The sequence below is a fragment of the Hymenobacter aerophilus DSM 13606 genome (assembly GCF_000382225.1).
Taxonomy (GTDB): Bacteria; Bacteroidota; Bacteroidia; order Cytophagales; family Hymenobacteraceae; genus Hymenobacter; species Hymenobacter aerophilus.
Window position 1 is genome coordinate 26075 of sequence record NZ_KB907831.1, and the last position, 10831, is coordinate 36905.

Genomic DNA, 10831 nt, shown 5'->3' on the forward strand with positions numbered 1-10831 from the left:
GCCGCAGACGAACGGGCGGGGCTAATGAATCCGTTCCAGGGCCACCTCGCGCACGGGCGAAATCACGAGCGGCACTTTTTCTACTTTCACCGAGCTGGTATCGAGGCCGAAGTATTTGTCTTCGGAGGCGATGAACTGTTTGATGTAGAAATAGGCCTGCATGACCACCTTTTCGACAGTCGGGAAGTCGTTTTCGACCGAGAGGTACTTTTCCATCACCACGAAGCGGAAGTCGCCCGTGACGTGCTGCTTGCTCAGCGACTCGTAGCGCGAGGTGATGTCGACTTCCTTGTTGCGCACCAGCTCCTCAATCACCTTGCGGAAGTAGAGGTTGATTTTCTGCTCGACCCGAAAGCCCAGCCGGAACGTGATGCGGAAGGCGTCGTCGGGGGCCAGCTCGGTTACCTTGTATTCCATCGTGTAGGGCTGGTCGGTGGTGTCGACGTGCACGAACCAGTAGATGTCGGCCCGCTTGGGGCGCTTCTGGAAGATGGAGTAGATGATCTTCGCCTCGATTTCCGACTGCCGCTCGGCCGAGGTCAGAAACACCAAATGGGTGGCGTACTTCGAGATGGATTCGTCGGCGCTCAGCTCCTTGAGCGGCTCGATGTAAGGGTCAATCTTGACAAATTCGGTGAGGCGGCGCTTGATGAAGTAGGCCCGCAGCCACACGTACATCACGCTCACCAGCAGCCCGCCAATCAGCAGCGAAACCCAGCCGCCGTGCGGAAATTTGATGAGGTTGGCCACCAGAAACGAACCCTCAATGGCGCCATACACCAGCACAAACAGCCCGATTACGGCCAGCGGCACCTTTTTCGAGCGCAGCCACTGGCTCAGCAGAATGGTGGTCATGAGCATGGTGAGCGTGATGGCCAGGCCGTAGGCGGCCTCCATGTTTTCGGAGCGCCGGAAGTACAGCACCACCCCGATGCAGCCCAGCAGCAGCAGCCGGTTCATGCTCGGCACGTACAGCTGGCCCTTCACATCGGTAGGGTAGTTGAGCTTCACCTTGGGCCACATATTGAGGCGGATAGCCTCGGCCACGAGCGTAAACGAGCCCGTGATGAGGGCTTGCGAGGCAATAACGGCCGCCAGTGTCGCCACGCAGATGCCGATGAGCAGAAACCACTCGGGCATCAGCTCATAGAACGGGTTGCGCCCGGCAAGTTGCTGGCCCTGCTGCGACATCAGCCAGCCGCCCTGGCCCAGGTAGTTGAGCACCAGGCACGACTTAACGAATATCCAGCTGATGCGGATGTTACCTTTACCGCAGTGGCCCAGGTCGGAGTACAGCGCCTCGGCCCCCGTGGTGCACAGAAACACGGCCCCGAGCAGCCAAAAGCCACCGGGGTAGTTCACCAGTAGGTTGTAGGCGTAGTAGGGATTGAAAGCCTTCAGGATTTCGGGGTGGTGCAGTACGCCGTTCACGCCCAGCACGCCCAGCATGCCGAACCAGATGAACATAATCGGCCCGAACGCCTTGCCCACAATCTGGGTGCCGAAGCTCTGGAGCAGAAACAGCGCCGCAATAATGCCGATGACGATGGGCACCGTCGGGATGCCTGGGTACAGCGTTTCGAGCCCCTCAATGGCCGACGAAACCGAAATGGGCGGCGTAATCACGCCGTCGGCCAGCAGCGCCGCGCCCCCGATAATGGCCACCGCCGACAGCCACGCGCCGCGCCGCCGCACCAGGGCGTAGAGCGAGAATATGCCGCCCTCGCCGTTGTTATCGGCATTTAGCGTGAGCAACACGTACTTAACGGTAGTCTGGAGCGTGAGCGTCCAGATAACGCAGGAGATGCCGCCGTACACGAGCAGCGGGTCAATCTGGCCCGGCACGATGGCCTTCATCACGTAGAGCGGCGAGGTACCAATGTCGCCGTAAATGATACCCAGGGCAATAAGCAAACCGGCCGTTGAAATGGCGGAGTGCTGGTTTTTGGCGTCCATAAAAAGGGAGCTAGAAAGAGGCAAAAAGCGAGATGCGGGGCCGAAGGTAGCGGGCCGTTTCTAATAAGCGGCGGGCCGGGCGCTGGCACCTACAAAAAACGGCCGCGAAGTGGCGGCCGTGGGGCTGGTTAGGCCGGAGGATAAGGATTGGGCGTAGCCTCCGCGGGGGCATCAGGCAGGCGCTGCAACGTGGCCTGCTGCAGCCAGTAGGCGGCGGCCGTGGCGGTTTCGTGGTGGCGCTGGGCAATGCGGCGGTTGGCCTCGCGGGCCAGCTGCAGCCAGCTGCCAACCGGACCCGAAAGAGCGAAGTAGCGCGTTTGGCGGCCCGGCCGGTGCAGGCGCCAGCGGTTGGTACCGCGCAGGCCCCAGGCCAGCAGGGCCAGTCCCAGCCCAAGGCCCAGCACTGCCGGCATCGTCTTCAGCCAGAATTGCAGATACGCCAGCAGAAAGCCGCAGAACACGAAAGCGCCCAGCAGCACGCCCAACAGCCAGCGTACCGGCTGCACATCCACGCCCTCCAGCTCGCGCCAGGCAAACTGCTCGCCGTTCAGCTCCAGGCCCTGGTTGGTTAGTGTCATCCGGCCGTCCTCGCTGCGCAGAGTGGCAAACGATTCGGGCGGTGGGGGCGGGAGCAGTAGCGGTTCGGCCGCTTCGGGGGCCGGCGCAAAGTAGTCGGGCAGCGGGAGCGCCGTGGGCTCGGCGGGCGTCAGGTTCGCCGGTGGTTCGGTGGCGGGCGGCGTAGCCGACGGGTCGGGCTGATCGGCTGCACCGGCAAAAGCCCCGCCGCCACCCGTGCCGGTACGCACCCAGGTGGGCGGAACGTGGCGTGAGGGGGGCAGCGGGGCTTGCATGGGCGGGGTCGTATAACCGATTACTTGTTCACCTTCAGCAGTTCCACGTCGAAGATGAGCGTGGTGTCGGGGCCAATGTCGCGGCCGGCGCCGCGCTTGCCGTAGGCCAGGTCGGAGGGGATGTAGAGGCGCCACTTCGAGCCCTCGGGCATCAGTTGCAGGGCTTCTGTCCAGCCGGCAATTACCTGGTTTACGCCGAACGTAGCGGGCTGGCCGCGCTGATACGAGCTGTCGAATACGGTGCCGTTGAGCAGCGTGCCGTGGTAGTGCGTGGTCACCGATGAGCCGGGGCCGGGCTTGGGGCCGCTGCCTTCGGTGATGACCTCGTACTGCAGGCCGCTGGGCAGCGTGGTTACGCCGGCTTTGTTGGCATTTTCCTGCAGGAAGGCTTCGCCCTCGGCTTTGCTGTTACCCATATCGTTGGTGTTTTGGTTGTGGTCGTCATCTTCTTCCATGCCGCCGCCGAGCTGCTCCTGCAGCTGCTGCATGGCGCTCTGCATCTGCTCGGGCGTGAGGCGGCTGGGCTCGTTGGTGAGGGCCTCCTTCATAGCCTGGGCAAAGATGTCGACGTCTAAGTCGAGGCCTTGCTGGGCGAAGTTATTGGCCATGTCGCGGCCGATGATGTAGCTGATCTGCTCTTTCAAGCCATTTAAATCCATAATCACTGAGTTACGCTGATTTTTAAGCTGATGCCGCTGATTATGTTCAGGGGGCGTCGGGCCGAAAATCAGCTGGTGAGAACAAGGTGCGTGGCCCCGCACGGGCCGGCGCTACCGTGAAGTACCGAAAACCGCCGCACATGGATGTTGTTTTTTGCCGCCCGCCCGCTAAGGGCCTGACAATGAAGCCCGCTTTCTGAGGCCCCGAAACGCGTGCGCCCCGCCGAAGGGGCGGGGCGCACGGCAAACAGAGGGCGGCCGGAGCTTAGCAGAAATGCAGCTCCTCGCCGTCGCGCAAGTCGAAATGCAGGTTCAGGTCGCGCAGTTGGGCGGCCAGGAAACGGTAGGAGCCAAAGCTGCTCAGCAACAGCAGCGACGAGAAGGTGGCAGTGCTCTTTTTCATGGTACTCAGAGGTAATGGGTGTAGCAGTCAGCTAATTAAATGCAAAGGTACTACGCAAAGCTGAGTAAACTGTTATGCAAGCCGAATAAACTTGCTGCTGTCCGGCGTTTGTGCGGCCCCACGTTACTCCACGGCTCTTACCTCCACCCGGCGGTTACGCTTGTCGGGGGCGGGGTAGAGCGGGCGGGTGTCGCCGTAGCCAATGGGGCGGATGCGGCCGGCCGCAACGCCGGCCCGAATCAGGTATTTCTGCACGGCGGCGGCCCGCTGCTCCGAGAGCTGCTGGTTTTTGCCCGGCTCGCCAATGCGGTCGGTATGGCCGGCCACTTCGATGCGCAACTCGGGGTTGGTGCGCAGCGTGGTGGCCAGCTGATTGAGGGCCGGAAAAGCCTCGGGCAGCAGCCGGCTCGTGCCCAGCCGAAACAGCACGGTGGGCAGTACCGTGGGCGTTGCGGCCAGCGGCAACTCGGCCGCGGCCTGAGCCAGCGCCGCGGGCAGCGGCCCGGCGGCTGCTGGCTGGCGCAGGGGCACCAACCGCGGCTCCAGCAGCTCGGGCGGGGCCGGCCGGACTACCACGGGCGTTGCCCGGCCGGCTACGCGCACGGTGATGAGCACGCGGGTGCTTTGCGGGGTGGGGTAGTAGCCCTGGGCCAGGTAGAAAGTGGTGGTCTGAGTGAGGCGGGTGCGGAAGCTGTTGCCGCTGGCCAGCGGCTGCTGCGCGTCGGCGTCGGCGTACCAGAGCACGTTGCGGCCCGATACGCGCAGGGTGGTTTCGGCCCCGGCGGGTACCGTTGCGGCCGATTTCAGCTTGACGCGGTAGAAGGTGAAGTTGCCGATGTCGCAGTCGCCGACGGGCTGGTAGGCGGCGCGGCCGGTGAGCTTCTCCTGGGCGGCATCATAGGTGAGTACAAGGCTGCCGGAGCACCAGTAGCTGAACGGCGACTGGCCGGTTTCCTGCAGCTTGCGGCCGTGCTCCAGCCGCAGTCCGCCCGCCGTGCGCTGGCCCCGCACCTGAAACGTCACGCTCACTTCGGCCCCATCCCCATCCTGCTGATACAGCACGCCCAGCAGGCTGCCCGATTTGCTTTGCTGCAGGCGCAGCTCGGCGGGCCAGTAACCCCTTCGCTCGCCGGGGTCGGTTTCCACGCCCTGCCAGCTGCCCGTAAGCGACTGGGCCCGGGCAGCGGGCGCGGTGGTGAGCAGCAGTAGCAGCAACAGAAGCAGTTTGCAATTCATCATTCAGCCAGCAAAACAGTTGCCGCTAAGACGATAGTACGCTGCTAAAAGGTTGCGTTTAGAAGCTTTGGACCCCATCAAGCGATGAGGAAAGCCGGGTTAATGGGGTAGGGGCGCCCTATATGCGCCACGGCCCGCGCCTGAGCAGGCGCGGGCCGTGGCAGAAGGACCGAAGGATGCGCGAAGCTAGTCGTCGGTGTTGGGCTTGCCCGGCGAGCCGGGGCCGCCACCCAGCATGATGGCCAACGACTTCATGCCGATTTGCAGCTCGTCTTTGGCATAGTCGAGCAGGGGCGTGTTGGCGTTGACTTTCAGGTCCTGGGCCGCAACGGGCTTCACCTGCACCCCGGCAAACTCGTAGAGCAGCTTCTGCCGGCGCTCCTTATCAAAATAGACAAGCAGTTTGGTGATGCCATGCTGCTGCTTGACATATACCGGGTGCGCAAAATTCAGCATCTGCGGCATCTGGGCAGAGGTCCAGACCTCCAGGGCTACGGGCTTCTGGCTCATGGCGCCCGCCTCGGCCGGAGCGGGTGTGCCCGCGCCCGGCTTCAACGTATAGGTGGTTTTCTGGCTCGGGTAGCCGGCTACCAGGCTGGTTTCAGGGCTGGTTTTGAGGATGTAGTCCTCCTCGGCTACCACAATGCTTTGCCAGCGCGTTTTCATGGTGGCGGCATTGTAGGTATAGGCCACCCGCTCGGGGCCAGCCTGAGCGGCCAGCAGCAAGATACCGGCGTTTTTGGCGCTGTCGAAGTAGTTTTCCAGGTGGTACGACAGCCCATCGGTGCTTACCCGCGCTTCCTGGCCCCGGCAGTAGATGGTGCCTTTGCGCGGCAGCATCATGGCGCCCATGACCAGGGCCGGGCTCAGCTGAGCCGCCTCGGCCTGAAACTTCTGCTGCTCAGCGGGCGTCATGCGCAGGGCGAGCTGCTGCATCTGGCCCTGCACATTGCCCTTGGCGGGGTCGATCTGGCTGAGCAGCTTATCGTAGGGGTTGCCCGGCAGCGATACCCGGGTGGTGATGATGCCCTGGGTGAAATTCGGGGGCAGCGCCGGCGTCGGGGCCGGCGAGGAGCCCGCCGCCAGGAGCAGGGCGGCAAATGGTAACGCGCAGAACGCAACGAAACGACTGGTACGCATGGGCAGCTGAAGGAAAGGCGGAGTAAATCTCCGGCAATCTATATATAAGCTGACAGATATCCGGCGGGTGCTTGCGCCATGCACACTTCCGGCTAAAACCGGCCGGGGTTAGCGGCGCGCTTAGTACCCGTTGCGGGCGCGGTGCTTGATGCGGGCTTCCCAGTTCTTGCGCTTGGGGGCGATGGGGCCGCGCAGGTGCTTTTCCATCACCAGCACGGCGCAGGGGGCGGCGGCGGTGGCCCCGAAGCCGGCGTTTTCGAGGTACACGGCCACCACTATTTTGGGGTTGTCGGCGGGGGCGAACCCGACGAAGGCGGCGTGGTCGTCGTCCTGGTCGGAGCCGTTTTGCACGGTGCCGGTTTTGCCGGCTACCGTAATGCCTACGTCGGCGAGGCTGGAGGTTTCGGCGGTGCCGCCGCGCTGCATTACCCCTAGCATGCCGGGTAATAGGGCGGCGAAGTGGGCGCTGTCGATGAGGGTGTGGCGCTTTTCGAGGAAGCGCGGCAGGGGCCCTTCGGTGCCGATGCTGCGCACGAGGTGGGGCGGGTAGTACCAGCCGCGGTTGGCGATGATGGCCGTCATGTTGGCCATCTGCAGGCCCGTCAGGTTGATTTCGCCCTGGCCCACGCTCAGCGAGTAGATGGAGCGAAACGTCCACTTCCGAGTCTTGCGGGCCTTGTCGTAGTAGGCGGGGGTGGGCAGGAAACCGGGGGCCTCGCGGGGGATATCGACGCCCAGCACCGAATCGAGGCCGAAGGAGCGCACGAGGCGGCGCCACTCGGCCAGGTTGGCGTGGCGGGCGGCCACGGTGTCGGGGGCCAGGCTATCGGGCACGCGCTCGATAAGGTTGCGCATGGTCTGGTAGAAGTAGGGGTTGCAGCTGTACTTGAGGCCCACCGTGAGGCTGCTAGGCACGGGGTGGCGGTGCACGCACTTAATCAGGGTCTGGTCGCACCGGAAGCCGGTGGTGGGGGTGATGGCGCCCAGCTGCAAAGCCACGGCGGCATTTACCAGCTTGAACACCGAGCCGGGCGGGTTGGCCAGCATGGCGGGCCGGTTGATAAGGGGCCGGTTCTCATCGTAGAGCAGCTCGGAGCGCACCTTGGCCTGGTCGGGGGCCGTGAGGGTGGCCGGGTCGTACACCGGACCCGACACGTAGGCCAGAATTTCGCCGGTTTTGGGGTCGAGGGCTACCAGATAGCCCTTGCGGTTGCCCATGAGCTGCTCGGCGTAGGCCTGCAGGTTGCGGTCGATGGTGAGGTGCAGGTCCTGGCCCTGGCGGAAGGCGGTATCGGCGGCCCAGGAGCCGCGGACGTTGCCCAGCGAGTCGAGGAGCGGGTGCAGGTAGCCCACGCGGCCCGTCAGCAGTCCGTTGTAGTAGCCCTCGACGCCGCTGTTGCGCAGGCGGTAGAAGCGGCCGCGCTGGGTGCGGCGGGCCTGCGCGAAAAAGGCCTGGGCCTCGGCGGCCGGGTAGCCCAGCACGGCCGCGCCGGCATTGGCCGTGTAGCGGCGGCCTACTTCGGTGCTGAGCACCAGCGTGGGCCACTGCTTGCGGGCCTTGCGCACCCGGGCGGCTTCGGCGGCCGTCAGCCGCAGGTTCACGGGGTAGCCGGCGGGGGCGTTGTCGTAGGGGAGGGCCTGGGCGATGCGCCGCCGGATGGTGGCCGGGCCCCAGCCCAGCAGCTGGCCCAGGGCGGTGGTGTCGAGGGGGGCCTTGCGCGGCAGTTTCAGCAGGTGCAGCGTGCCGGTGGCCACCAGCACCGAATCGTGGCGGTCGAGCAGGCGGCCGCGCACGAGCGAGTCGGCTCCCACGACGATGCGGCGCGGGGTGAAGGTTTCGGTGGCCGCCTGCACCTGCTGCGCCGCTACCTCGGACGTGGGCGAGGAGCAGGCGGCTAGCAGGGCCAGCCCCGTTGCCAATACCAGCAGTCTGTTTTTACACTTTCTGAAGCCCTTACGCATGGGCCAAAGCTAGTTAATTGCCCGGCGCGGATGCATAGCAAGCCGGTGAACAATGCAGTTGGCGCCATGAACAAGCGCGTAAGCCGGTTTAGCCAGCTGCTCCGGCTTTCGGCGCTAACGTCCAGCCCCACCCGAAGCGGCCCGTAATGGCCGCGGCGGGCCGGTGAGTAGCGGCGGAAACAGGTGCGCCGCCCGGAGTGGTCCGGGCGGCGCGATTTTGTAAGGTTAGGAGGGAGCTAGAACTTGATGGAAAACTCCAGATGGCCTCCCAGGCCCTCGGCGATGATACGCTGCAAGGTGGAGAGGCGCACGTCTTTCAAGTCCTTTTCCAGCTTCGAGATGTAGGATTTGTCGGTGCCGGCTAGCTCGGCCAGTTGGGCCTGGGTGAGACCTTTGGCTTGGCGGGCCTGCTGGAGCATGGCCCCGAGCTTGAATACTTCATAGCCCGCTTCAAACTCCTCGCGTGGCTTGCTGCCAACGGGGCCGTGCTCCTGGTCGATGAACTCGCTGAGGCTGGTGAGATTTTTAGCGGCTTTCATAGTATTCGGCTTTGATGGTGTGCCTCTTTCAGCTACGTCGTAAAAACGTAAACGTGGTGTTGGTTTGCTCCACATCGTAGGCCTGCAAATCCAGATGAAGCCTGTACAAAGCCAGCCGGGTTTCAACCCGATATGGCGCTTTGATAAAATGCTCTACTACGTCGGGCTGTACCTCCAGAAAGAACTTCCGCTTGATGGCGAAAATTACTTCCCAAAGTAGGCGTTTATCACTTTTGGCATACTGACTGAAATCGGTGGGAACGGCTGAACCAGACAGATACAGCGTGAAATCACTGCTGTAAATGAGTCTTCCGTCGTGGGTGACGCTACGCACATCGTAGGCCTGAATTACGACGCTCCAATCGGGGTGTAAGTGGCTGATGTCGTATTCTAAACTACCACCGGCCTTGTTCCGGTCGCAAAAAAAGAATGCGGGAAGCATCGAGCATTTACTTGTTCTGGCTACGCTTGCGGGCCTCTTCTACCCGCTCGGCGGCGTTCTGGCCGGTGAGCTTATCCAGCTCATCATACCGACGGCGGAGTTGCGCCAGGGCGTTCTGGCGGCGGGCTTTTTGCAAAGCGGCTTCGGTCAGGGGCTGAGTAGGTTGCATAGTATTCAAAGATAAGCAGACGGAAGAAAGTTGCAACCCCGCCTCGCCCGCTACTGCCGCGTGCCGCCAGCGGCGTTCAACCGGCCCTACGTATTGGCCGGGGTCGCCGGGCCGCTACTTCGCCCGGCGTGGGTAGTTCATTAGGGAGACAGGTAAGCTGCTTAGGAAGTACCCACCGCCCCGCCGTGCGCCCCCGGCCCCACCCGAAGCGGCCCGTAACGGCCGCGGCGGGCCGGGAAGTAGCGGCTGAAACGGGTGCGCTGCCCGGAGTGGTCCGAGCGGCGCACCTGTTATTGTCTGGTGATAAGCGTGTCAATTTGTTGCAAGAGTTGTCAGCAAACCTTAAGATAATGCCTGTAATGCTGCTGATAATGTAATGTTACTCAATACTTGACTTGAGCTTATTAAAAGACTAAAATGGCAAGTCATTGTCATCATCATCCAAATACCTGGAACCTGCATTTTCCGACTCAATATCCTTCTCTAAAGTCTCTAATGTTAGTGTTTCATACAATGCGCGATTTAAATAAGTATTACGGAATCTCGTAAATGCCATTTTATGAGCAACTTCTCTTGTCCATTGGGTAACGCTTAATGGCAATTCTGATTCGGAATCAGCTCTAATTAAATCAAATGATAATTTGCTAAGAACATTAAGAATTAAGTTGCAGCATTCATCCGGTTGAGAAACAACCTGTGACTCTGCAAATCTAATGACCACCCAGTTATGAGCATTGAATGCTTGGTCACGCTTATTGTCAGACCCTTCATAATGTATTGGTTGTCCTGTTGCTCCTATGTATGGCTCATCAATTTCAATGTCTATATAGATGTTTGTGGATTTGTCATAAATAATAAAATCAGGCAAGTATAAGGCGGGGCCATTTTCGTATTGAAAAGTATAATTAATATATATTTTATCTGGAAATCTATTTATAAGAGATTGTAGGAACATAGTTTCGGATGCTCCTACTATGTAATTCTCTGGATGTTTATGTCTTACAATATTGGCCGATTTGCGCAAAGCTTCTGCAAGCTTTGCTTTGCGGTATTCTAAAATTATGGCTGGATTTTTATACTCAACTAATTTTCTATTGTATTCAATTTTGTCTTTTTGATAATTTGGAATTATATTTTGTATATATTTTTGTTAATTTATTTTATATTCTTTCTCTAATTCTTGTTTTTTATTTTTATATATTTTGGTCGTGTGTTAATTAAGTAGAATTGGAGGATTGAAAGAAGAAGTGGTGAATGAACAGGCTGATGACGCCGTCATGGAAGAACGTCTTCTTTGAGAAGCAAATAGTCTTGCGCGTGAGCCGCTTGAGGCGGGTGCGTAAGGTGAGATGTTTGCGCTCCAGGCGCTGGAGCTGCGTTTTGTCCTCCACGCGCTGCTCGGCTGGCAGCCGGTCCACATAGGCCCACCAGGCATCGGTGATCCACAAGGCCACCGTCAGGCCCGCATCGGTGA

12 protein-coding genes are annotated in these 10831 nt (G+C 60.9%); all 12 read right to left on the reverse strand.

From position 1 onward, the window contains the following. Positions 1–21: 21 nt before the first annotated feature. A complete protein-coding gene (locus H145_RS0116880) occupies positions 22–1956 on the reverse strand; it encodes a KUP/HAK/KT family potassium transporter (RefSeq protein WP_019949340.1) in 1935 nt (644 codons plus the stop codon). A 128-nt stretch (positions 1957–2084) separates the two neighbouring features. Continuing rightward, positions 2085–2807, reverse strand: coding sequence for a hypothetical protein (locus H145_RS0116885; RefSeq protein ID WP_019949341.1), 723 nt, complete (start codon positions 2805–2807; stop codon positions 2085–2087). Between the two features lie 20 nt (positions 2808–2827). After that, positions 2828–3466 carry an FKBP-type peptidyl-prolyl cis-trans isomerase gene (locus tag H145_RS0116890; protein WP_019949342.1) on the reverse strand — a complete coding sequence of 213 codons (639 nt, stop codon included), beginning with the start codon at positions 3464–3466 and terminating at the stop codon, positions 2828–2830. 265 nt (positions 3467–3731) lie between these two features. Beyond that, positions 3732–3869: a hypothetical protein gene (locus H145_RS24290; protein ID WP_019949343.1), complete on the reverse strand. Its 138-nt coding sequence runs from the start codon at positions 3867–3869 to the stop codon at positions 3732–3734. Positions 3870–3992: 123 nt separating this feature from the next. Continuing rightward, positions 3993–5105, reverse strand: coding sequence for an OmpA family protein (locus tag H145_RS23030; protein ID WP_157541728.1), 1113 nt, complete (start codon positions 5103–5105; stop codon positions 3993–3995). Between the two features lie 186 nt (positions 5106–5291). Continuing rightward, entirely contained in the window at positions 5292–6245 is a 954-nt protein-coding gene (locus H145_RS0116905) for a hypothetical protein (RefSeq protein WP_019949345.1), read from the reverse strand. A gap of 120 nt (positions 6246–6365) precedes the next feature. After that, complete coding sequence (locus H145_RS21855; RefSeq protein WP_083937830.1) at positions 6366–8207, reverse strand: peptidoglycan D,D-transpeptidase FtsI family protein; 1842 nt, start codon at positions 8205–8207, stop codon at positions 6366–6368. A gap of 236 nt (positions 8208–8443) precedes the next feature. Then, a complete protein-coding gene (locus H145_RS0116915) occupies positions 8444–8746 on the reverse strand; it encodes a helix-turn-helix domain-containing protein (protein WP_019949347.1) in 303 nt (100 codons plus the stop codon). Positions 8747–8774: 28 nt separating this feature from the next. Continuing rightward, on the reverse strand, positions 8775–9188 hold the full coding sequence (locus tag H145_RS0116920) for a hypothetical protein (protein WP_019949348.1): 414 nt from the start codon (positions 9186–9188) through the stop codon (positions 8775–8777). Positions 9189–9195: 7 nt separating this feature from the next. Next, positions 9196–9357, reverse strand: a complete 162-nt coding sequence (locus tag H145_RS24295; RefSeq protein ID WP_019949349.1) for a hypothetical protein — start codon at positions 9355–9357, stop codon at positions 9196–9198. A gap of 412 nt (positions 9358–9769) precedes the next feature. After that, on the reverse strand, positions 9770–10312 hold the full coding sequence (locus H145_RS24300) for a hypothetical protein (protein WP_169513211.1): 543 nt from the start codon (positions 10310–10312) through the stop codon (positions 9770–9772). Positions 10313–10574: 262 nt separating this feature from the next. Next, positions 10575–10831: transposase (locus tag H145_RS24810; protein WP_019949350.1), on the reverse strand; the 257-nt coding region annotated here is incomplete at its 5' end.

Coding starts and splice junctions, on each gene's coding strand:
- H145_RS0116880 (WP_019949340.1), bottom strand. CDS start 1,956: ATGGACGCCAAAAACCAGCACTCCGCCATTTCAACGGCCGGTTTGCTT.
- H145_RS0116885 (WP_019949341.1), bottom strand. CDS start 2,807: ATGCAAGCCCCGCTGCCCCCCTCACGCCACGTTCCGCCCACCTGGGTG.
- H145_RS0116890 (WP_019949342.1), bottom strand. CDS start 3,466: ATGGATTTAAATGGCTTGAAAGAGCAGATCAGCTACATCATCGGCCGC.
- H145_RS24290 (WP_019949343.1), bottom strand. CDS start 3,869: ATGAAAAAGAGCACTGCCACCTTCTCGTCGCTGCTGTTGCTGAGCAGC.
- H145_RS23030 (WP_157541728.1), bottom strand. CDS start 5,105: ATGAATTGCAAACTGCTTCTGTTGCTGCTACTGCTGCTCACCACCGCG.
- H145_RS0116905 (WP_019949345.1), bottom strand. CDS start 6,245: ATGCGTACCAGTCGTTTCGTTGCGTTCTGCGCGTTACCATTTGCCGCC.
- H145_RS21855 (WP_083937830.1), bottom strand. CDS start 8,207: ATGCGTAAGGGCTTCAGAAAGTGTAAAAACAGACTGCTGGTATTGGCA.
- H145_RS0116915 (WP_019949347.1), bottom strand. CDS start 8,746: ATGAAAGCCGCTAAAAATCTCACCAGCCTCAGCGAGTTCATCGACCAG.
- H145_RS0116920 (WP_019949348.1), bottom strand. CDS start 9,188: ATGCTTCCCGCATTCTTTTTTTGCGACCGGAACAAGGCCGGTGGTAGT.
- H145_RS24295 (WP_019949349.1), bottom strand. CDS start 9,357: ATGCAACCTACTCAGCCCCTGACCGAAGCCGCTTTGCAAAAAGCCCGC.
- H145_RS24300 (WP_169513211.1), bottom strand. CDS start 10,312: ATGTTCCTACAATCTCTTATAAATAGATTTCCAGATAAAATATATATT.